The organism is Streptomyces sp. B1866, from assembly GCF_031932565.1.
Classification (GTDB): domain Bacteria; phylum Actinomycetota; class Actinomycetes; order Streptomycetales; family Streptomycetaceae; genus Streptomyces.
Map to the genome: position 1 here is coordinate 15,236 of NZ_JAVSCF010000034.1, position 21,297 is coordinate 36,532.

A 21,297-nucleotide genomic window follows, 5' to 3' on the forward strand; every position below is an offset into this window, starting at 1 on the left:
GGGCCGGCTGGTAGGGCCGGCACGGAGCCGGTGTCGACATGTCGCTGTTCGGCGTGGTGCCGGTTCGACGGTTTCGCTCTGTGTCGACACCGGTGGGTGCCGGCTCCGGTCGGGCCGGCACGGCTGTGGCGCGGGGCGGCTACGGGCGCCCCGCGGGTGCGGCGGAGGGGGTCCGGGCGGCCGCGGCGCCGACGCGGTAGCGGCTGCCGGGGTGCTCGTCGGGCAGCCGGTCGCCGCGGCCCAGGAGCTTGTGGCGCAGCGTCCCCGGCTCGTACGCGGCCGGGTACGCGCCGCGCCGTACGAGCTCGGGCACCACGTGCGTCACCACGTCCTCGAAGGTGCCGGGCGTGATGGCGTAGGCGAGGTTGAAGCCGTCGACGTCGGTGTCCTCGACCCAGGAGAGCAGTTCGTCGGCGACCTCCGCGCCGGAGCCGACGATCCGCGGGCCGGCACCGCCGATGCCGCCCCAGGCGGCGATGTCGCGGACGGTCCACTCCCGGCCGTCCTCGGTGGTCTGCTGGAAGGCGGACACGAACGAGTGGATCGCGTTGCTCTCGACGTTCCCGATCGGCTCGTCCAGGTCGTACCGGGACAGGTCGACGCCCATCCAGCCGGACATGAACACCAGGGCGCCCTCGTCGCTGGCGTAGGACTGGTACTCGCGGTGCTTGGCGTGGGCGGCCTCGGAGGTCTCGGCCGTGATGACGGTCATCAGGGTGTAGATCCGGGCGGCGTACGGGTCGCGGCCCGCGCGGACCAGCTCCTTGCGGATCCGGGCCACGGTGTCCCTGAGGATGGCGCGGGTGGGCGCGCCGACGAAGATCGCCTCGGCGTTCTCGGCGGCGAACCGGACGCCGCGCGGCGACGCGCCGGCCTGGAAGATGACGGGGGTGCGCTGCGGGGAGGGCTCGGCCAGGTGGATGCCGAGCACGGTGAAGTGCGTGCCGCGGTGGCCTACGGGGTGGACCTTCGCCGGGTCGGTGAACACGCCCCGCTCGCGGTCGCGCACCACGGCGTCGTCCTCCCAGGAGCCCTCCCACAGCTTGTAGAGCACTTCCATGTACTCGTCCGCGTGGTCGTAGCGGTCGTCGTGCCGCAACTGGTCCTCCTGCCCCATGTTGCGCGCGGCGGAGGGCAGGTAGCCGGTGACCACGTTCCAGCCGATGCGGCCGCCCGTGAGGTGGTCGAGGGTGGACAGGCGCCGGGCGAACGGGTACGGGTGCTCGAAGCCGGTCCCGGCCGTGATGCCGAAGCCGAGGTGCTCGGTCACCAGGGCCATGGCGCTGACCAGCAGCAGGGGGTCGGATACGGGGATCTGGGCGCCCTGCCGGACGGCCGCCTCGTGGCTGCCGCCGTACACGTCGTAGGTGCCCAGCACGTCGGCGACGAACAGCCCGTCGAACCGGCCCCGTTCGAGCAGGCGGGCCAGGTCGGTCCAGTAGCGCAGGTCCTTGTACCGCCACGACTGGTCGTCCGGATGGCGCCACAGGCCGGGCGACTGGTGGGCGACGCAGTTCATGTCGAAGGCGTTGAGGCGGACGTGACGGGGCATGGGGCGACCACTTTTCTCGGGTACGGCTTCGGTGCTTCTCCGGTTCCGGCCGGTTCTTCGCCGGGTCCTGGGAGTTCTCGGGTGTCCCCGGACTTTCGATGTGCTCTGTTTTCTGCGGGCATTCCGCATATGTCTGCATATGTCTGCCCGGCAGTCGCGCGCGACCGAGGGCCGGGCACGGCCCGCGGGCGGCAGGGGCCGACCGCGCCGCGGACCGGCCCGCCGGAACGGCGAGCGCAGGTGAAGCGCTGAAGGGCTGTCAGAGAAGGGAGGAGGGAGCCGAGCGGCAGGGGGTACCCCTGCGCGCCGGGCCGTACGGGGCTGCCGGGCACGCACGCCCGGCCGGTGCCGACGGGGCGCTACGCGGCGGACGGCGGACGGCCGGTGCCCGCGGCGGGCCGGGGCGGAGGGAGCGTCACCACGGGTGAGGGGCCGGTCCGGGAATGCCGGGGCCCGTCAGAGGCGACGGGATGCCGGGGGCATCGCCGCGCGCCGACGAGGGAGGGCGCTCCTCAGACCTCGCCGTGACACAGGGTGCTACAGACGCGCACGAGGTCGACGTGCCGCCGTCGCGTGAGAGCCTGCCGCTGTGTCATAACGGCGATTCAAGCAAGCGCCGTTCAGGGCCGTCAAGGACGCCAAGCGGTATCTCGCATTCCGGACGGCCGCGGCCGTCGGGCGCCGGGCCGGCCCGCGCTGCGGACGCGCGGGCGTCACGGCAGCTCGGCGATCTCGATCCCGGGGTGGACCTTGTGCAGGTCGGCCGGCCGGTCGGTGATCACCGGCCAGCCGGGGCGGCGCAGCGCGAGGTGCGCGCTGTGGGCGGCGGCGAGGTCGACCTGGGCCATGGTGGCCAGCTCCGCGACGGCGAGGGCGGCGGGCCGGTCCAGGGGGTGGAACTCGAAGACGGGGGCGGCGAGGGCGTCGTCGACCTGCTCCCGGCGGCGCGGGGAGAGGTCCATGCCGACCAGCCCGGCGGCGAGCGCGGTGGTGGGCACGTACAGCACCTGGATCTGCTCCACCGAGACGAACACCCGGGCCACCATGAACGGGCGGCCCAGGGCCAGCTGCCGGACCGCTCCGGCGTCCAGGATGTAGCCGCCGATCACGCGGCCGCGCCCGCACCCTGACCGCGCTGGTCCGTCCGCTGCGCCCATGCCATCGCCCTGGCCCACTCGGCGGGGTCGGCCGCCTCGGCCTCCCGCGCCCAGCCCTCGATGATGCGCTGGGCACGCTCCTGGCGCTCCAGTCGGTCGATGACCGACTCCGCCACGTACGCCGACACGGACTCGATGCGGCCGGCGGCCGCCAGCTTCCGCAGCGCCTCGGCGCTGTCCGCCGGGAGCGTGATCGTCACCCGTTCCTTCGCTGCCACACGGGAAGCATACGACCGTATGCGCCGGTGCGGAAGGCCGGTCCGCGCCCGGGCGCCGCGGGCCCGCGGCAGCGGCGGCCCCGGGAAATCCGGCGGCGGCGCGCGGCGGCGGCCGCTAGCCTGACGCGGTGATGGAACCGAGCCGTTTCGCCGTCTTCCTGGCCGTCGTCGCCGCGCTGATCGCGGTCCCGGGGCCGAGCGTCCTGTTCGTGGTCAGCCGGGGGGTGACCCTGGGCCGGCGGGCCGCCGTGGCCACCGCGGCCGGGAACGCGGGCGGCGTCGCGGTGCAGGCGGTGGCCGTCGCCTTCGGCCTGGGCAACGTCGTCGCCCGCTCCCAGCTCGCCTTCTCGGTGCTGAAGTTCGCGGGCGCCCTGTACCTGGTCTGGCTGGGCGTCCAGTCCTGGCGGCAGCGCGGCCGCCTGGCGGCCGCCGAGGCCCAGGGGCAGCCGGTGAAGAGCGTGCGGCGGATCCTGCGCGAGGGCTTCGTCGTCGGCGTCAGCAACCCCAAGGGCCTGCTGATCTTCACCGCCGTGCTGCCGCAGTTCGTGGACCCCGCCGCCGGGCACGTGCCCGCCCAACTGCTGCTGCTCGGGGCGGTGTGCGTGACCGTCGCGCTGGTGTCGGACTCCGCCTGGGGCCTGCTGGCCGGGTCGGCGCGCGCCTGGCTGGCGCGCTCGCCGCGCAGGCTGTCGGCCCTCGGCGGGGCCTCGGGGGTGGTGATGGTGGGGCTGGGCGTCCGCCTCGCGCTCACCGGCGACCGGCGCTGAGGCCGGGCGTACGGCCCGGCCGGACCCGTACGGGACGCCGGGGCCCCGTACGGGTCCGCCGGGCCCCGTACGCCCGGCCGGGCCGGCGCCTACAGGGCCGCGGCCAGGCGCGTGCCCTGGTCGATGGCGCGCTTGGCGTCCAACTCGGCGGCCACCTCCGCGCCGCCGATGACGTGCGCGGTCACGCCCCGGGCCGTCAGGCCGCCGACGAGGTCGCGCACCGGCTCCTGCCCGGCGCAGACCACCACGGTGTCCACGGCGACGACCCGGCGCTGCCGGTGCCCGGGACCGTAGGCGATGTGCAGGCCCTCGTCGTCGATCCGCTCGTAGGCGACCCCGGTGATCTGCTCCACGCCCTTCGCCTTCAGCGCGGCGCGGTGCACCCAGCCGGTGGTCTTGCCGAGCCCCTGCCCGATCCGGGACGCCTTGCGCTGGAGCAGGTACACCTGCCGCGGCGAGGGGGCGGGGGCGGGCCGGGTGACGCCGCCGCGCGCGGCCCGCGGGTCGGTGACGCCCCATTCGGCCCGCCACGCCGCGAGGTCGAGCGCGGTGGACTCCCGCTGGGTGAGGAACACGCTGACGTCGACGCCGATGCCGCCGGCCCCGATGACCGCGACCCGCTCGCCGACCGGCGCGCCGCCGCGGACGACGTCCGCGTACGACAGCACCGAGGGGTGGTCGATGCCGGGAATGGCCGGCACGCGCGGGACGACGCCGGTGGCGAGGACGACCTCGTCGTACCCGCCCTCGGCGAGGCGGGCGGCGTCGGCCCGGGTGGCCAGGTGCAGCGTGACGCCGGTCAGCTCGATCTGCCGCCGGTAGTAGCGGATGGTCTCGGCGAACTCCTCCTTGCCGGGGATGCGGCGGGCGATGCCGAACTGTCCGCCGATCTCCTCCTCGGCCTCGAACAGGTCGACGTGGTGGCCGCGGGCGGCCAGGCCCACGGCCGCGGCGAGCCCCGCCGGTCCGGCGCCGGCCACGGCGACCGCCTTCGCGCGCCGCACCGGCAGCAGGGTCAGCCGCGTCTCGTTCAGCGCCCGGGGGTTGACCATGCAGGTGGCGGTCTTGCGGGAGAACGTGTGGTCCAGGCAGGCCTGGTTGCAGGCGATGCAGGGGTTGATCTCGTCGCCGCGGCCGGCGGCGGCCTTGGCCACCCACTCCGGGTCGGCCAGCAGCGGGCGGGCCATGGAGACCAGGTCGGCGTCGCCCCGGGCGAGCACGTCCTCGGCGACCTGGGGCAGGCTGATGCGGTTGGCGGCGGCCACCGGGATGCCGACGTGGCCGCGCAGGCCCGCGGTGACGTCGGTGAACGCCGCCCGGGGGACGGAGGTGACGATGGTGGGCACGCGCGCCTCGTGCCAGCCGATGCCGGTGTTGATCAGGGTGGTGCCCGCGGCCTCCACCGCCTGGGCGAGGTCGACGGTCTCCTGCCAGGTCTGCCCGTCCTCGACCAGGTCCAGGGCCGACAGCCGGTACATGACGATGAAGTCGTCGCCGGCGGCCTCCCGCACCCGGCGCACCACCTCCACCGCGAACCGGCGCCGGTTCTCCGGCGACCCGCCCCAGCGGTCGGTGCGGCGGTTGGTCCGGGGCGCGAGGAACTGGTTGATCAGGTAGCCCTCCGAACCCATGATCTCCACTCCGTCGTACCCCGCCTCCCGGGCCAGGGCCGCCGCGCGGGCGAACGCCGCGATCTGGGCGAGCACTCCCCGGTCGGACAGGGCGCGCGGCCGGAACGGGTTGATCGGGGCCTTGACCGCCGAGGCCGACGCCGACCAGGGATGGTAGGCGTACCGGCCGGCGTGCAGCAGTTGCAGGACGATCCGGCCGCCCTCGTCGTGCACCGCCTGGGTGATCAGCCGGTGCCGGCGCGCCTCGGCCGCGGTGGTCAGCTTGGAGGCCAGCGGGTAGAGCCAGCCGGTGCGGTTGGGTGCGAAGCCGCCCGTGACGATCAGGCCGACGCCGCCGCGCGCCCGTTCGGCGAAGTACGCGGCCAGCCGGGGGAAGTCCCTGGCCCGGTCCTCCAGGCCGGTGTGCATCGAGCCCATGATCACCCGGTTGCGCAGGCTGGTGAAACCGAGGTCCAGGGGGCTGAGGAGGTGCGGGAATTCGGTCATGGGCGGCCGCTTTCGTCAGCGCCGCGAGGATGCTCGCGGCGCAGGGATTCCAGGAGTTCGTCACACCAGCCCACCAGGCCCTGCTGCATGAGGATGCCGCCGCGCAGCACCAGGTACTGGTGCAGGCGCTGCCCGGTGAGGCCGTCGGCGCGGGGGAAGTCCCGCCGCTCGATCTCCCGGTACACGGCCAGCCGCTCGGCGTGGTGCGCCCGGTGGCGGGCGACCTCGGCGACCACCTCGCCCGGGTCGCCGTAGGAGGCGCCCCGGATCTTCACCGCCAGGTCGTTGCGCTGGGCGGAGGGCTCGGCCGGTTCGGCGATCCACCGCGCCAGCTCGGCCCGCCCCTCGCCGGTGGCCCGGTAGACCTTCTTGTCCGGGCGGTCCTCCTGCGGGACGGACTCGCAGCCCACCCAGCCCAGGTCCACCATCCGCTTGAGCGTGCGGTAGATCTGCTGGTGGCTGGCGGCCCAGAAGTACGCGAAGGACTTGTCGAAGCGCCGGGCCAGCTCGTAGCCGGACCCCGAGCGCTCCTGTAGTGACACCAGGATCGCGTGCTCCAAAGCCATGTCTGGAACCTACTATGCAACAAGGTGCACTGCAACGGGTTGCATAGATCTCCGGACCGCGGGCGGGCGTCCGGCCGCCGCTAAAGGCTGTCCCGTAACCCCCGGCGGGCTCCCGACGCCGGCTACGGCCACTCGCGGCGTTGGCGAAACGTCCGAAGAGAACCACTATTCGGACGCATCGCCGCCTTGCGATGGACCGCATCTGACGCCGCTCGCTGATCCACCAGGGATTACGGGACAGCCTTTAGGCTGGCCGCGTCAGGTCCGCCTCCGGCCGCCGCGCGGCCGGGGCGGCACGAGCGGAGGGGGACGCCATGCCGGATGCCGCGCCGCCGGGCCCGGGCGGGCCGGAGCCGGCCGACCTCGTCGTCACGGGCTGCACCGCGCTGGTGCACGGCGAGGACGGCGGGATCGGCTTCACCGAGGACGCGGCCGTGGTGGTGCGCGGCGGCGTCATCGACGCGGTCACCTCCGCCGCCGACGCGGCGGGCCTGCCCGCCGCCGAGCGCGTCGACGCGCGCGGCCAGGTCGCCATGCCCGGCCTGATCAACTGCCACACGCACGCGCCGATGACGGCCCTGCGGGGCGTCGCGGAGGAGCTGCCGGTCGAGGAGTGGTTCAATGACTGGATCTGGCCCATCGAGACCAACCTCACCGAGCGCGACGTGGAGCTGGGCGCGATGCTGGCGTGCGCGGAGATGATCCGCGGCGGGGTCACCTGCTTCGCCGACCACTACTTCCTGATGGACCGGGTGGCCGCGGTCGTCGCGGACTGCGGCCTGCGGGCCGACCTCGGCTGGGCGTTCTTCTCCTCCCAGGGGCCGGCCGGCCGGGAGCGCTCCCTGGAGTTCGCGCTGCGCTGGCGGGGTGCGGCGGGCGGGCGGATCACCACGTCCCTGGCGCCCCACGCGCCGTACACCGTCGACGACGCCGACCTCGCCGCGACCGCGGACCTGGCCCGCGACCACGGCCTGCCCGTGCACATCCACGCCGCCGAGAACCGGGAGCAGACCGAGGCCAGCCTGGCCCGGCACGGCCGCACGCCCGTCGAGGCGCTGCGCCGCGGCGGTCTCCTGGACGTGGACGTGCTCATCGCCCACGGCACCGGGATCACCGACGACGACGTGGCGCTGCTCGGGCGGGCCACCGGCCGGGTCGGGGTGGCCACCGCACCCCGGGGCTACCTGAAGTTCGGCTGGGACACCACGCCGGTACGGGCGCTGAGCGCGGCCGGGGTCGCGGTGGGCCTGGCCACGGACGGGGCGGCGTCGAACAACTCCCTGGACGTGTGGGAGAGCATGGCGCTGACCGCGCTGGTCCAGAAGTCGGCCGAGCGCGACCCGAGGTGGCTGACGGCCCGCCAGGCACTCGCGCACGCCACCACGCACAGCGCCCGCGCGGTCGGCCTGGCCGGACGGGTGGGCGCGCTCACGCCGGGCCACCGCGCCGACCTGATCCTGGTGGACCTCACCGGGCCGCACACCCAGCCGGTGCACGACCTGGCCGCGACGCTGGTGCACAGCGCGCGCGCCGCCGACGTGGTGACCACGATCGTGGACGGCCGGATCCTCATGCGGGACCGGCGCCTGCTGACGTTCGACGTACCGGGGATCGCCGCCGAACTGGCCGCCCGCCTGCCCGCGCTGACCGACCGGGCCCACGGCCGGCGCATCCAGAGCTACGACGGGTAGGTCAGCGCCCCGCGCCCGCGGTCCGCGCCGCCTTTCGCCGGGTACGCCGCGTCCCCGTCGTCCGCCGCGTCCCCGGCGGTCTCGCCGGTCTCCCCCGCGGTCCCGGTCCCGCGGTCCGTCGCGCCGCCGCTCCCGGCGTCCGGGTCCGGGCCGCCGTCCACCGCCGGGTGCAGGCGCGCCACCTCGATGGCGACCTCCGGCACCGCCAGGCCGGTCAGCTGCCGCACCCGGGCGGCGACGTGGCCGCGCACGGCCCCGCAGGCGCGGCCGATGTCGGCCGGATAGCCCAGCTCCAGCGACAGCCGCACCCGCGCGGCGTCACGGCGCACGCTCACCGCCGCGCGCGGCACCCGCGCCGCGGGCGCCGGGGACGCCCCGGGCGCGCCGGCCAGCGCCTCCCGCGCCGCCCGGGTGGCGATCTTGGTGACCACCCGGTCGGCGATCCGCAGGGCGCCGCGCNAGCGCCTCCCGCGCCGCCCGGGCGGCGATCTTGGTGACCACCCGGTCGGCGATCCGCAGGGCGCCGCGCCCGGCGGCCGGCACCGGGCCCGGGGTGACTGCCGCGGCCATCAGCGGCGCCGGTCGCGGCCGCGGAACAGCTCGCCGAACTCCAGGTCGCCGTCCAGGAACCTGCCCGCCACGAACCCGACGGCGCCCAGCGCCGCCACCAGCAGGAAGGCTCCGAACCCTCCGAAGTAGGCGGCGAAGCCCAGCGCCATCCCCGCCGCAAGACCGACCACAGCCATCTGCACGCAACCTTTCCTTTCCCGCGATGAGACCACACTTCTGGCATGCTCTTGGACCCGGCGCGCGGGGATTCGTCACGCGCCAACCGGGCAGAAGTCCGGCCGGAAACCCACGCGTGACACTTCCCGGAGCGGGGTGTCCTAACCTCTGACAGGGCCCCAGGGCCACGTGCGAACAAGGAGACTCGCGTGCCGACCGAGACCACATCCTCCACCGCCCCCTCCAAGACCGCGGCCGGCGACCCCAAGCAGCCGGGGAGCGCGGCGCGCGGCGAGAGCCTGCGCCCGCCCGCCGAGCGGGGCAGGACCACGATCGCCGACTCGGTGGTCGAGAAGATCGCCGGCATGGCCGCGCGGGAGGTGCCCGGCGTGCACGCCCTCGGCGGCAGCCTGGCGCGCACCCTGGGCGCGGTGCGCGACCGGGTGCCCGGCAGCCGTCCGAACGTCACCCGGGGCGTGAAGGTCGAGGTGGGCGAGCGGCAGACCGCCGTCGACCTCGACATCGTGGTGGAGTACGGCGTGCCGATCGCGGACGTCGCCGTCGACATCCGGGAGAGCGTGATCGGCGCGGTGGAGCGCATGACCGCGCTGGAGGTCGTCGAGGTCAACATCTCCGTTATCGACGTGCGGCTGCCGGACGACGAGGACGACGAGCCGGAGGGGCGGGTGCAGTAGCGCAGGCCGCGCCCCCGCGGGGCGCGGCAGGCGAGCGGCGGCCGGGCCGCGGCGCTCCGGCGCGGGCCCGGCCCCGGCCTCGCCGGGAGTACGCAGGCAGGGGAACCAGCAGGACGTTGACAACCGAGATATCCGCCGCGGCCGCACCGCCGGCTCCGGGCCCGCCGGCGGTGCGGGACGACCCGGCGGGCCCGTCGGCGCTGCCGTACGGGTGCGGCGGCGTCCGGCCTGCCGCGCCGCGCGCCGCCGCGCGCACTCCCGACGACGTGCTGGCCCTGCGCGCGGCCGCGGGTGACGACGCGGCGTTCGAGGTCCTGGTGCGGCGGCACCACGCCGTGCTGCTCCAGCTCGCGGGCCGGCTGCTGGGCAGCGCCGCGGAGGCGGAGGACGCGGTGCAGGAGGCGTTCGTCAGCGCGTGGCGGCGGCTGCCGGAGTTCCGGGGCGAGGCCGCGTTCGGCAGCTGGATGTACCGGATCGTCACCAACCGGTGTCTGAACGCGCTGCGCTCCCGGCCGCGCACCCAACCGCTGGAGTCGGTGCCCGAGCCCGTCGCCCCCGAGCACCAGTCGTCGCCGGTACGGGCGGCGGAGTCCGCGGCCTCGGTGCACGCGCTGGTCGCCGCGCTGGCGGGCCTGACGCCCGAGCAGCGCGCCTGCTGGGTGCTGCGCGAGCTGCACGGCCTGTCGTACGAGGACATCGCCGCGGCCGTCGGCATCGGCGTGCAGGCCGTGCGCGGCAGGATCTTCCGGGCCCGCCGCCAGCTCACCGAGGCGATGGGCACCTGGCGGTGAGCCGGCGGCAGCCGGCCCGGAGTCAGTGCAGGCCGTCGGTGTCGTAGAACTCCCGTCCCCGGCGCACCGCCTCGGTCTGGCCGGCGTCCTGCGGGAAGGCGACGCCGAGGGTGGGGTCGGTCTCCAGGGCCGACGCGTCGAAGATCATCGCGGAGGGCGGCGGCTTGCGCCAGACCTTCAGGCCGGCCGTCCAGTCGCGCACCAGGTTGTGCGGCACGCCGAGGTGCTTGTGCCACAGGCTCACCCGCAGCGCCCCCGCGAAGGCGTCGGGTCCCGGGGGCACGAAGCCGCTCTCGCCGACGCCCGCCGTGATCTCGGAGTCGAAGGTGTAGCTGCGGTCGGTGCAGTTGGCCGAGCCGACGATGGCGTACTCGTCGTCGAAGATCCAGGTCTTGGAGTGCACGTACTCGCCGGCGAACCACCGCCGCACCGGATCCGGGCAGGGCTTGAGCGCGTACATCCCCCACCGGCTCTTGCCCGGGTCGGCCGCCAGCAGGTCGCGCCGGAACTCGTTGCGGAAGATGCGCAGGAAGCCGAACTCGGCCGTGGCGATGGCGTCGGAGTTGCAGACGAGCAGCAGCAGCTGCCGGAAGCCCGGTTCGGCCAGCTTCTTCACCAGCTCGGCCCGGACGATCGCACTGGAGAGGTACTGGTCCTCGACGTAGATCGTCTCGCGCGCCGTGCGGATGCCGTCGACCAGCATGTCGAGCGCGGTGTGCTCGCCGCCGGGTGCGAAGGCGTACGGCGCGCTGCCCTGGAACCTGCGCAGATCGGCGTAGGTGCGTCCGACGCGTACGACGCGGTCCTGGCGCCGGGCGCCGGGCGGCAGCGTGACGGTGGGCACGCGCGCGTCGGCCTGCGGCACCGGGTCGGGGAAGGCGCCGCGGAACGGGTCGCCGCGGCCCGCGCCGAACCTGGCCGCCTCCAGGGCCGGGGCGTCGGGGTGGTCGGTCCACCGCTCCTTGAAGGTCTCCAGCACCCGGGCGGCGGCCGGGCCGGTCAGCCGCAGGTGGACGTCGTGCAGGGGCTCGACGCCCTGGTTGGAGATGCGGGTGTTGTTCAGGTCCATGCCGCCCAGGAAGGCGATCGTGCCCCGGTAGCCGACCACGACCACGATCTTCTGGTGGTGCACCCCCTGCAGCAGCCCGCCGGTGCCGTCGGTGCGGGGGCCCGGCAGCTTGCCGTCGCCGATCGCGGCGCCGTTCGGCAGGCCGTTGACGAAGTCCACCCACGGCTTGTTGTCCGGGATGGCGCCGAAGACGACCGGCGGCCGCCAGGTGAGGGACCTGATCTGCGCGGGGCTGCCGCGTAGGACGTCCGAGAGCAGGTACGGGGTCTTGGCCGGCGGGGCCGGCGGGTCGCGCAGCCAGGTGTCCGGGCTGATCCACCAGCCGGCGAGGTAGACGCGGTGGGCGGGCTGGGTGGCGGTGTCGATGGCGGCGGCGATGTCGTTGAAGCAGCAGCGCCCCGTGGTGTAGCCGACCACCTGGTTGCCGCCGGTGGCGGGCCAGCGGCCGCCGGAGCGGGCCGTGCCGCGCAGCGGCCGCTGCCGGGAGCGCGGGAGCTTGGCCAGCTCGGCGGCGTCCTTGGTGCAGTCCGGGGCGGGCCGGGTGCCCGCCGGCGCGGGCGCGGCGGGAGGCGCCGGCGGGACGGGGGCCGCGGGCGGGACCACGCCGCCCGGCCGGCCCGCGGGCGGCCCGGGCGGGCTCACTTCTGCTGCCCGGTCTTCGGGTCGTACTCGACCTCGACGGCCACCACCTGGTCGGTGGGCAGGACCTCCACCCACTGGTCGAAGACCTGGTACGGCTCGGCGGGGCGGAACCCGCCGGCGAGCGGGTCGAAACCGGTCTCGAACACCTTCTCGCTCCTGAGCGTGTTGCGGATGTCGGTGTTCGCCTTCTGGAGTTCCTCGGCGAGCAGTTCGAGCACCTCGCCGATGGTCTTGCCGCGGTAGTCGTCCGGGTCGCCCGTCTGCCACATGTAGTCCTTGCCGAGCGCCGCCTCGCCCTCCACGTGGGCGCCCGTCAGCCAGCCGAGGGCCTCCAGCTCGTGGCCGGGCTGGATGGGCAGGACGGCCTTCACCCAGGAGGAGTTCAGGAACTCGTTGCGCCGGGCGTCGCCGTCGGACTGCACGAGCCAGCCCAGGGAGCTGCCCATGGGCGCGGGCGGGGTGTTCTCGGTGATCAGGTAGTCGATGCGCCACTCGGGCACGACGGCGGGCCGCGGCGGCCGGTCCGGGTCGGGCGGGCCCGGGTCGGTGGCGTGCGGCGGGTTGTTGGCGCTGGTGTGGGAGTACCAGCTCGCCACGGTGTCGCCGGCCACCGGGTCGGCCGAGGTGCTGTTCCAGTCGTGCGGCGGCACCGGGTAGCGGCCCAGGGACCTCTCTCCGACGGGCGTGGTACGCGGCCGCCAGAAGTCGGGCGCGACGAAGTACAGCATCTGGTCGACGTCGAACAACTGCCGGATCAGCTCGGAGGCCAGCTGCGGCTCGGCGCCGTGGAACAGGTCGAGCTGGGTGACCAGGCTGGCGAAGACCGCGTGCCGCTCCTCCTGGCGCAGGTCGCCCGCGGGCCGCGGGCGCACCGAGCTGACCAGCTCCAGCCGCTCCTTGACGGCGGCCGCGTAGGCGGTCCGCTGGAGCTGGGCCACCTCCTTCTCGTAGGCGGCCAGGGCCTTGTCGTACGCGTCCTGGGCGGGATTGACCGCGGGCGGGTCCCAGTAGACGAGCAGGTGGAGGCTGACGTAGTTGCCGCTCGCGAAGTTGACCAGCTTGCAGTTGACGCGGAAGCGGGCGGCCTCGTGGTCCAGCACCTCGTACTCGGCGAGGAACTTGGTGCCGCCGCCGCTGCTCGCCTTGGCGTCGACCAGCCGGATGGGGTTCTGGATGGTCTTGCTGAGGGTGTAGCCCGGGCCGGGCGGGATCGCCTGGTAGTCGAAGTGGGCTTCCAGGTACTCGTCCTCCTCGCCGCGCCACAGCCGGTCCTGGCCGTCCTGGTAGGTCCAGTCCTGGTCCAGATGGGGGCCGTTGGTGCTGGTGCGGTGCTGCTTGACGGGGTAGATGTCGGTGTAGTCGGTCTGCGTGCGGGTCAGCGTCTCGGGCGGCTCGGGCTTCTTCAGCGCGGTGAGGTCGGGCGCGGGCACCACGTTGACCAGTTCGCCCAGGCCCAGGCCCTTGCCGGGGTCGTCGACGAAGACCTGCCAGCTCATCTGGTTGCCGATGTGCTGGAGCTGGATGCCGACCTTGCGCATCTTGCGGCGCAGCTCGTAGTTGACCAGCTTCGCGGTGGTGTTCTGCACCACGTAGCGGCGGCTGGAGGTGTCGGTGGTCTCGGTGACCGTCCTGAAGGTCGTCTTGAAGTTGCGGTGGATCTCGCTGCTGACCTTCGAGCTCTGGGTGCGGGTGTGCTTGTGCGTCAGCTCCGAGGACTTGTTGGTGGTGTTCTTGGTGCTGTAGCTGGTGCTCACGTCGGCGTGGGCGATGCCGACGTAGTTGGCCCCGGCGTTCGCGGTGACGCCGAGGGAGGTCTCGTTGGCGTTGGACTCCTTGACCGCGTCCGCCACGTCGTTCTGGTCGGTGAGGCTCTCCTCGGTCCTGCGGATCGTCTCCTCGGACTGCTCGGCCGTCCGCTCGGTCAGGGTGCGCCGGGTGGCGGTCTCCACGACCTCCACGGTGCCGCCCGGGCTCAGCCACAGGTGGCCGACGGGCGGGCCGAGGAAGGTGTCGAACTCGAAGAAGTACTCGCGGAAGAGGTTCACCAGGCCGACCGGCGACAGGATGCCCTCGGTGGGCGGCTGCGGCAGCGCCGACGCCCCCAGCGCCGGGACGTCCAGTGCCCGGGCGGCGGGGCCGGTGAACGCCTCGCGGCCCAGCCGCTCGCCGCGGGCCGCGGCCAGCCGGCTGGCGCCGGAGTAGCCCAGCCAGCCGGGCAGCGGCTGGTAGATGCCGAAGACCTCGCTCGCGTACGGCAGGGTGCCGGCGAAGTCGGCGGGCGGCCGGCCGGCGCCGCGCGGGGCGGGCACGGGCGCGGGCAGGGTGTGGAAGTTCTCCGCGCTGCCGCCGGCGCTGGTGGCGAACGGCGTGATCGCCCACGGCCGCCCGGGGGTCTGCGTGACGAGGAACAGCTCCCGGTCGGTCTGGGCCGGCGGCGCCACGAAGGAGATCGTCAGGGCGCCGGTGCCGGTGGCGGTCCGGCCCACGTACTGGCGGCTGATGCCGCTGTCGGTCTCGACGAACGTGCCGGCCAGGGCGGGCACGTCGGGGAACAGGCGCGGGTCGCGCACGTCCACGTCCGCCGGCAGGGCCAGCGCCACCCGCTGGCCGGGGCGCAGGTCCACCGGGCCGCCGGGCTGCACCGTGTAGGACCACAGCTGGTACCAGGTGCCCGTACCCGTGTCGTCGAGCGGTGTCCTCCCCGCGAACGTCACCGTCACCGTCATGTGCCACGCCCCCGTTGCCGCCCGGCGCCGTCTCCAGGCGCTTCTCCTGTGCGTAGCAGAGCCTGACGGAGCGCCGGGGCCGCTGTCGCGCGGCGTCCCGGTCAGCGGACCGGGCTTGGCCGACCGGCGGGGGTGGTCGTGGCGTCGCCTCAGTGGGGGTGGTCGTGGGCGTCGCCGGGGCCGTGGGCCTGCCAGGCGGGAAACGGGTCGCGCAGCGCGCCGGCCGGCTCGTCCTCGCCGAGCAGGCAGCCGGCCAGGGCGCCGCGCAGGGCCTCGCCGCGCAGTGACGTGCCGATGAAGACCAGCTCCTGCGCGTGGCCGCCGCCGTCGGCGCGGACGCCGGCCGGCTCGAACCGCGCCACGCTCCCGGCCTGGGACCACAGCCCGGTGACCCGCGGCCGGGTGGCCAGCCGGAAGAAGCCCTTGGAGCGCAGGACGGCGCCGTACGCGCCGCTGTCGAGCCCTTCGGTCACCAGCCGCCACAGCCGCTCGGGGTGGAAGGGGCGGGCGGCGCGGAAGACGACGCTGGAGATGCCGTACTCCTCGGTCTCGGGCACGTGGTCGCCGTTGAGTTCGGCGACCCAGCCGGGGGCCTGCCGGGCGCGCTCCAGGTCGAAGCGGCCGGTGCCCAGCACGTCGGCCGGGTCGACCCGGCCGTGCCGTACGGGCACCACGCGGGCGGCGGGGTTGAGCCGGGCCAGGGCCGCGGCGAGCCGGGCCGCCTCCTGCTCGCCGACGAGGTCGAGCTTGTTGAGCACCAGGACGTCGGCGAACTCGACCTGGTCGATCAGGAGGTCGCTGACGGTGCGCTCGTCGTCCTCGTACTGGTCCAGCTCGCGCGCCGCCAGTTCGTCGCCGCCGGCCAGCTCGGGCAGGAAGGCGGCGGCGTCGACCACGGTGACCATGGTGTCCAGGGCCGCCACGTCCGCCAGGGTGGCGCCGTCGTCGCGGGCGAAGGCGAAGGTGGCGGCCACCGGCATGGGCTCGGAGATGCCGCTGGACTCGATGAGCAGGTAGTCGAACCGGCCCTCGCGGGCGAGCCGGTCCACCTCGTGGAGCAGGTCGTCGCGCAGCGTGCAGCAGATGCAGCCGTTGGTCATCTCCACCAGCCGCTCCTCGGTGCGCGACAGGGCCGCTCCCCCGCCGCGCACCAGGGCGGCGTCGATGTTGACCTCGCTCATGTCGTTGACGATCACGGCGACGCGCAGCCCCTGGCGGTTGTGCAGCACGTGGTTGAGGAGGGTGGTCTTGCCCGCGCCGAGGAATCCGGACAGGACGGTCACGGGCAGGCGGCGGGCCGGCGGGGCGGGGCTCACGCGGAGTCGTCCGGCAGCGGCAGCAGCCCGCGCTCGTAGGCGCGTACCAGGCGGCGCGGCACCCGGTACTCGCGGCCCTCCACGAGGATCGGTACGAGCTGCGGCGGGGCCGCCTTCCACTGGGCGCGGCGGTGGCGGGTGTTGCTGCGGGACATGCGGCGCTTGGGCACGGCCACGGGGGGCCTCCTGGGGTCTGGGCAGGGTGTCCGAACCCCCGAAGGGTATATGAAAATGAATGTCATGTGCCAACTAGCTCCGCCCCTGCCCGGACCGCCCCGCCGCTACGGCTACAGCTCCCTCAGAGCGGGCAGCAGCGTCTTCTCCGCCCAGTCCAGGAAGGGCCGCTGCTGGTCGCCGCCGATCTGGACAAGCGCGATCTCGGTGAACCCGGCCTCGGCGAAGGGCCGCAGCCTGGCCGTGAACTCGTCCACGTCGTCGCCGCAGGGCACGGACTCGGCGACGTCCTCGGGCCGTACGTAGGCGGTGGCCGCGGCGAACGACGCCGGGCCGGGCAGCTCGGAGTTGACCTTCCAGCCGCCGCCGAACCAGCGGAACTGCTCGTGCGCCCGGGCGATCGCCGTGTCGCGGTCCGGGTCGTAGGACACCGGCAGCTGGCCGACGCGCGGCTTGCCGGCCCCGCCGTGCCGCTCGAAGTCCCGGACCAGCCCGGCCTCGGGCTCGGTGGCGACCAGCAGGTCGCCGAGCCGGCCGGCCAGTTCGCAGGACCGGGGGCCGGAGGCGGCGATGCCGATCGGCGGCGGCTCGTCGGGCACGTCCCACAGTTTGGCGGACTCCACGTCGAAGTGCGGGCCGCGGTGGTTGACGTAGCCGCCGCGCAGCAGCGCGCGGATGATGTCGACGGCCTCCTGGAGCATCTCGTGCCGGACGTCGACCGGAGGCCACCCGGCGCCCACCACGTGCTCGTTCAGGTTCTCCCCCGCGCCGAGCCCCAGGCGGAACCGGCCGCCGGACAGCAGGTGCAGCGTCGCCGCCTTCTGCGCGACGACCGCGGGGTGGTAGCGGAACGTGGGGCAGGTGACGAAGGTCATCAGCGGGATGCGGGAGGTGGCGTGGGCGGCGGCGCCCAGCACGCTCCACGCGTACGGGGAGTGGCCCTGGGCGTCGAGCCAGGGGAAGTAGTGGTCGGAGCTCACCGAGAAGTCGAACCCGGCCTGCTCGGCGCGGACCACGTCCTCCACCAGCTGACGCGGCCCGGCCTGCTCGGTCATCATCGTGTAACCCCATTGCGCCATGGCCCTGGGGTAACCCCGCCCGGCCGGGCCAAACAGCCCGGGCCGGGCGGGCGCGCGGGGTCAGGCCGCCCAGACCTGTGCCTTGAGGTAGCACGCCTCGATGGTGGCGGGCGCGTCCCCGAACTGCGCCACCTGGACCTTGACGTGCCGGTCCTCGCCGGTCTGGCCGGAGACCGGCAGGGCCACACTGACCGTGCCCTGCCGTCCGGTGACCTCGGCCACCGGGTGGCGCACCACGGTGTTCTTCCCCCCGTCGTCCTCGGCCAGCCGCACCTGCACCAGGGCCCCGGGAGTGACGTCCCGCAGCCGCACGTGCACGACGCCGTTGTACTGGCAGCGGGTGGCGAACACGGCGGCGCCCGCCGCGTGCTGCCCCAGCGGGTCGGAGAACTCGGTGTCCCAGACCAGGTGCTGCCACTCCTTGGGCCGCAGCTTGCTCTCCTTGGTCACGCCGAGAGACAGGAAGCGGGGCATGTCGGAGTCCTCCGGTGGTGTGGGGTCGTGCGGGCGGGTGGTGCCGCGGGCGTGCTCCAGCACGCGGGCGAAGTCGAGGGCCCCGGGATCGCCGTGCGAGTTGTGGCACAGCAGCCCGGCCGCGACGTAGGTGTGGGTGTCGGTGCTGAGGGAGGCGATCGGCTGGTCGCCGAGGTGTTCGACGCCGAGCACCGCCACGTCCCCCGTGGTCTTGCCGACGACCGCCCCCTCCCACATCGCGGCGGCGGTGGACAGCAGCCGCTCGGGGCGGAGGGTTCCGAGAATCCGGCAGCTCTCCCACAACCCGCCGTTGATCCGCACGTCCGTGACGTCCTCGGGCTCCCGGCCGGGCGGCCGGGTCCTGCGCGTCTTCCAGTCCCGCCGGATCACCTTGGTCGTCCAGCCCCGGCGGTCGCACTCGGCGAGGAAGAGGTCCACGACCCGGCCGTCCACCTGTCCGAACCCGATCCGCGACCCGTGGTGGCCGCCCGCGAAGGCGTGGCCGTCGGCGTCCAGGACGCCCGCGAGCCATCCGGCGATCCGCGTGTCCTCCGCCCGCCAGGGGGCCCCGAGGCTGATGACGCGGTGTTTGACCGGGTCGAGGTCCCGGCTCGCCACCCAGGCGATGCGGCTGCCGCGGTGGACGTACGGCAGGCGGACGAGCCAGGGATGGTCGGCGGAGGCGACGACGGAGCCCTGCGTCGTGGTGACGCGGTAGCAGTCCTTCACCGCCGGCTCGTTCCGGGTCACCACGCCCCTGCGGTAGCGCCGTCCGCCGTTGGCGCCCGCGACCCGCACGGTCTCCTCGTCGAACGCCACGATCCCGTCGCCGGGCCGGAGCTCCCCCGCCGGGCGCCACACCAGGTCGGCGCAGAGAACCGGGGTCTCGGGATGGACGCAGTTCTCCGGGACGTGCTGGTGGCCGAGCCAGCCGTAGTACGCCCCCCACTGGGCGCCGGTCAGGCGGACGCCGTTGGCGCCGTAGCTGCCCGGGTAGGCCTTCCACACGACGGTCGACTCCAGGCGGACGCCGTGGTGGTCGTGGGCCCAGCGGACGAACCTCGCCAGCTCGGCCAGGGCCCAGTCGGGCGCGTCCGGCCAGTACAGGTAGTCCGTGCCCGCCTTCTGCCGGCCCCAGCTCGCGCGGTGGTCCGGGTCGCAGGTGCCGACCAGCTCGACCTGGACGGCGTTGGCCGTGTTGGTCTCGACGCCGCCGGAGCGGTTGACCAGCGCGCGTGCGGACACGTCGAAGTCGAAGTGCTGGAACCAGCGCAGCTTTCCCGCCCGGATATCGGGAAGAGCGGTGAAGTTGGGCGCGCTCGCCCCGCCGCCGTAGTCCGGAAGGTTCACTCCTTCGGTGGTATGGATAACGCCAACGTTTGACTCCATCGCCGAGCCGCCGTACGTGCCCTGGTACCAGCGGCTGGTATCCGCGCCCGGATAGCGCTGCGGACCGCTTTTGCTCACCTCTGCTCCCCCGTACCCCCGTGGTGCCCCGTGTTTCCCGCGGTCCGCGCCGATGCGGACCGCGGCCCCCACAGTGCCCGCGCGCCGCGGATCGGGGAAGTCCGCGGTCCGTTCACCGGAACACCCGGCGCCGATCCGCGTGTCACGCCGGCCCGATACCTGAGCCATTCACCCATGTGGGTGACACTAGGCGGGCTGAAAGGCGACGGGCGCCCAGCAAATGTTTATCGCTCGTTTATGGGCTGGTGGTTTCATCAGGCGATGAACTCGTCTGTCGAGGGAGACAGCCGGTGGCAGAATCGAAAGTGGTTCCGGTGGAGGAGACGGCGGCGCGGCCCGCGGCCGGCCGGGGGGTCCTGGAAGGGGCGTTCACCCTGCTGGAGGCCGTGAAGCGCACGGGGGAAGCGGGGCTGACCACCCTGTCGGCGACCAGCGGCCTGCCCAAGACGACCACCCACCGGCTGCTCGAACAGCTGGTGGCCCTGGGCGCGCTGGAACGCTCGGGGTCGAACTACCGGATGGGCCCGCGGGTCTTCCGGCTCGGCCAGGACTGGGCGCCGCACCCGGCGCTGCTGCGGGCCGCGCGCGGCCCGGTGCGCCACCTGGCGCGGACCACCGGCGCGAGCGTCGGGCTGTGCGTGCTGCGCGAGGGGCAGACGCTGGCCGTCGCCGGAATCCCCGGTGAGGTGAACGAGCTGGTGCCGCTGCGGCCGGGCGCCACCTGGCCGTGGGTGACGGCGGCGGGCAAGGCCATCGTGGCGCACATGTCCCCCGACCTCCCGCTGGACCCGCAGCCCGCCGCCTGGCGCCGGGAGGCGGACGCGATCCGGGACCTGGGCGCGGCCCTCGACCGGCAGGAGCTGGTCGAGGGGGTGGCGTGCGTGGCCGTGCCGCTGTTCGGGCCGCGCGGGGTGGTGGCGTCCCTGTCCGTGCTCGTCGACCCCGCGCGGCCGCTGCGGCGGGTGACGGAGCAGCTCGTGCCCATAGGGAAGGCCGTGACCGCGGCGCTGCGCGGCTGGTGAGGCGCGGGCGGGCGCCCGGCCTCGGGGCCGCGAGCCTCTGAAGGGGCGGCCGGCCCCGCGCGGGCCCCCGGGCGGCGGGTCTGCGGGTGGCGGCGGGGCCGCGTCCCGGCCGGCCGCCCCGCGGTGTCCGGTGTTTCACCCGCGCTCCCGCGGCTATCCGATGCCGAGTCGCCGGCGGCCTCACCTGGAGGGCCCAGGGGCTGTCCGGGAACGGCGGGCGGCGCTGCCGGCGCGCGGGAGGACGACCGTGACCTGGTTCCTCGCCTCCGCCGCCGCCCTGGTCCTCATGGCGGCGGGCCTGCCGGGCGTGCCGGGTCTGCGCCGGCGGCACCCGCTGGTGCCGGTGGTGCTGCGGGAGGCGGGCATCGCCTCCGCGGTGTTCCTGGTGTGGCAGATGCCCACGCGTATGGCGGCGGGCCACCGGGCCGCCGCGACGGACCGGGCCCTGTGGATCCACCGGGTCCAGCGCGCGGCGGGGCTGCCGGACGAGGCGGGCTGGCAGCGGGCGGTGCTGCCGTACCCGTGGCTGGTCCAGACGGCGAACTGGTACTACGCGGTCATGCACTTCGGTGTCATGGCCGCCTTCCTGGTCTGGCTGTTCTGGCGGCACCGGCCCGCGTACGCCCGGGTGCGTACCACCGTGGTGCTGGTGACCTCGGCGTCCCTGGCGGTGCAGCTGGTGGCCGTGGCCCCGCCACGGCTGCTGCCCCGGCTGGGCTACGTGGACACGGCCGTGCGGTACGGGCAGTCGGTCTACCGGGGCGGGCCGGGCAGCGTGGTCGCCGACGAGCTGTCCGCGGTGCCGTCGGTGCACGTGGCGTGGGCGCTGCTGGTGGCGGTGACGGTCGTGCGGGTGGGGCGGGGGCGGCCGCGCTGGCTGGCCGTGGCGCACCCGGTGCTGACCGTGGTGGTCGTGGTGGTGACGGCGAACCACTTCTGGTTCGACGCGATCGCGGCGGCGCTGCTGCTGGCGCTGTGCGCGGGGGCGCAGGCCGCCGTGCGGCGCCTGGCGCCCGGCGCGGGACGGCGGGCCGCGGGCCTCGCCGGC

19 protein-coding genes and 1 pseudogene are annotated in these 21,297 nt (G+C 74.6%); 6 read left to right on the forward strand and 14 right to left on the reverse strand.

The window, feature by feature from the left end:
* Positions 1-139 precede the first annotated feature (139 nt).
* The 4 genes from RKE29_RS07870 to RKE29_RS07880 form a co-directional block, all read right to left on the reverse strand.
* Entirely contained in the window at positions 140-1,552 is a 1,413-nt protein-coding gene (locus tag RKE29_RS07870; RefSeq protein ID WP_312004348.1) for an LLM class flavin-dependent oxidoreductase, read from the reverse strand.
* A gap of 512 nt (positions 1,553-2,064) precedes the next feature.
* A complete protein-coding gene (locus RKE29_RS30770; RefSeq protein WP_369016031.1) occupies positions 2,065-2,148 on the reverse strand; it encodes a putative leader peptide in 84 nt (27 codons plus the stop codon).
* 117 nt (positions 2,149-2,265) lie between these two features.
* Positions 2,266-2,661, reverse strand: coding sequence for a hypothetical protein (locus RKE29_RS07875; protein ID WP_312004349.1), 396 nt, complete (start codon positions 2,659-2,661; stop codon positions 2,266-2,268).
* Complete coding sequence (locus RKE29_RS07880; protein ID WP_312004350.1) at positions 2,658-2,927, reverse strand: ribbon-helix-helix protein, CopG family; 270 nt, start codon at positions 2,925-2,927, stop codon at positions 2,658-2,660. Before RKE29_RS07880 ends, RKE29_RS07875 begins: the two co-directional genes overlap by 4 nt.
* A gap of 131 nt (positions 2,928-3,058) precedes the next feature.
* On the opposite strand from RKE29_RS07880, the gene RKE29_RS07885 reads away from it, so the two are divergent.
* Complete coding sequence (locus RKE29_RS07885; RefSeq protein WP_312004365.1) at positions 3,059-3,694, forward strand: LysE family translocator; 636 nt, start codon at positions 3,059-3,061, stop codon at positions 3,692-3,694.
* A gap of 89 nt (positions 3,695-3,783) precedes the next feature.
* On the opposite strand, the gene RKE29_RS07890 is transcribed toward RKE29_RS07885, so the two are convergent.
* Positions 3,784-5,811: an NADPH-dependent 2,4-dienoyl-CoA reductase gene (locus tag RKE29_RS07890; protein WP_312004351.1), complete on the reverse strand. Its 2,028-nt coding sequence runs from the start codon at positions 5,809-5,811 to the stop codon at positions 3,784-3,786.
* Positions 5,808-6,377, reverse strand: coding sequence for a PadR family transcriptional regulator (locus tag RKE29_RS07895; protein WP_312004352.1), 570 nt, complete (start codon positions 6,375-6,377; stop codon positions 5,808-5,810). The genes RKE29_RS07890 and RKE29_RS07895 overlap by 4 nt, the downstream gene beginning before the upstream one ends.
* A gap of 314 nt (positions 6,378-6,691) precedes the next feature.
* Between RKE29_RS07895 and RKE29_RS07900 the strand changes: the two genes are divergently transcribed.
* A complete protein-coding gene (locus RKE29_RS07900) occupies positions 6,692-8,068 on the forward strand; it encodes an amidohydrolase (protein ID WP_312004353.1) in 1,377 nt (458 codons plus the stop codon).
* A gap of 161 nt (positions 8,069-8,229) precedes the next feature.
* Here RKE29_RS07900 and RKE29_RS07905 read toward each other — a convergent pair.
* Positions 8,230-8,517, reverse strand: a pseudogene (locus RKE29_RS07905) (hypothetical protein); the annotation flags it as partial.
* A 120-nt stretch (positions 8,518-8,637) separates the two neighbouring features.
* Complete coding sequence (locus tag RKE29_RS07910; protein ID WP_312004354.1) at positions 8,638-8,820, reverse strand: hypothetical protein; 183 nt, start codon at positions 8,818-8,820, stop codon at positions 8,638-8,640.
* Between the two features lie 183 nt (positions 8,821-9,003).
* On the opposite strand from RKE29_RS07910, the gene RKE29_RS07915 reads away from it, so the two are divergent.
* The gene (locus RKE29_RS07915; RefSeq protein WP_312004355.1) at positions 9,004-9,489 is read left to right on the forward strand and encodes an Asp23/Gls24 family envelope stress response protein; all 486 of its coding nucleotides are present in this window, start codon (positions 9,004-9,006) and stop codon (positions 9,487-9,489) included.
* 200 nt (positions 9,490-9,689) lie between these two features.
* Complete coding sequence (locus RKE29_RS07920) at positions 9,690-10,280, forward strand: sigma-70 family RNA polymerase sigma factor (protein ID WP_312004366.1); 591 nt, start codon at positions 9,690-9,692, stop codon at positions 10,278-10,280.
* Positions 10,281-10,302: 22 nt separating this feature from the next.
* On the opposite strand, the gene RKE29_RS07925 is transcribed toward RKE29_RS07920, so the two are convergent.
* The 6 genes from RKE29_RS07925 to RKE29_RS07950 all read right to left on the reverse strand — a co-directional run bounded on the left by RKE29_RS07925 (position 10,303) and on the right by RKE29_RS07950 (position 19,227).
* Complete coding sequence (locus RKE29_RS07925; RefSeq protein ID WP_312004356.1) at positions 10,303-11,991, reverse strand: phospholipase D-like domain-containing protein; 1,689 nt, start codon at positions 11,989-11,991, stop codon at positions 10,303-10,305.
* The gene (locus RKE29_RS07930; protein WP_312004357.1) at positions 11,988-14,717 is read right to left on the reverse strand and encodes a hypothetical protein; all 2,730 of its coding nucleotides are present in this window, start codon (positions 14,715-14,717) and stop codon (positions 11,988-11,990) included. Before RKE29_RS07930 ends, RKE29_RS07925 begins: the two co-directional genes overlap by 4 nt.
* Positions 14,718-14,866: 149 nt before the next feature.
* Positions 14,867-16,033: a GTP-binding protein gene (locus RKE29_RS07935; RefSeq protein ID WP_312004358.1), complete on the reverse strand. Its 1,167-nt coding sequence runs from the start codon at positions 16,031-16,033 to the stop codon at positions 14,867-14,869.
* Positions 16,030-16,209 carry a 50S ribosomal protein L32 gene (gene rpmF, locus RKE29_RS07940; protein WP_312004359.1) on the reverse strand — a complete coding sequence of 60 codons (180 nt, stop codon included), beginning with the start codon at positions 16,207-16,209 and terminating at the stop codon, positions 16,030-16,032. The genes RKE29_RS07935 and rpmF overlap by 4 nt, the downstream gene beginning before the upstream one ends.
* A gap of 111 nt (positions 16,210-16,320) precedes the next feature.
* Positions 16,321-17,286: an LLM class F420-dependent oxidoreductase gene (locus tag RKE29_RS07945; RefSeq protein ID WP_312004360.1), complete on the reverse strand. Its 966-nt coding sequence runs from the start codon at positions 17,284-17,286 to the stop codon at positions 16,321-16,323.
* 60 nt (positions 17,287-17,346) lie between these two features.
* Positions 17,347-19,227 carry a Hint domain-containing protein gene (locus RKE29_RS07950; protein WP_312004361.1) on the reverse strand — a complete coding sequence of 627 codons (1,881 nt, stop codon included), beginning with the start codon at positions 19,225-19,227 and terminating at the stop codon, positions 17,347-17,349.
* A 290-nt stretch (positions 19,228-19,517) separates the two neighbouring features.
* On the opposite strand from RKE29_RS07950, the gene RKE29_RS07955 reads away from it, so the two are divergent.
* Together RKE29_RS07955 and RKE29_RS07960 are read left to right on the forward strand one after the other, a co-directional pair.
* Positions 19,518-20,249: an IclR family transcriptional regulator gene (locus RKE29_RS07955; RefSeq protein ID WP_312004362.1), complete on the forward strand. Its 732-nt coding sequence runs from the start codon at positions 19,518-19,520 to the stop codon at positions 20,247-20,249.
* A gap of 247 nt (positions 20,250-20,496) precedes the next feature.
* The coding region (locus RKE29_RS07960) for a phosphatase PAP2 family protein (RefSeq protein WP_312004363.1) at positions 20,497-21,297 on the forward strand (801 nt) is incomplete at its 3' end.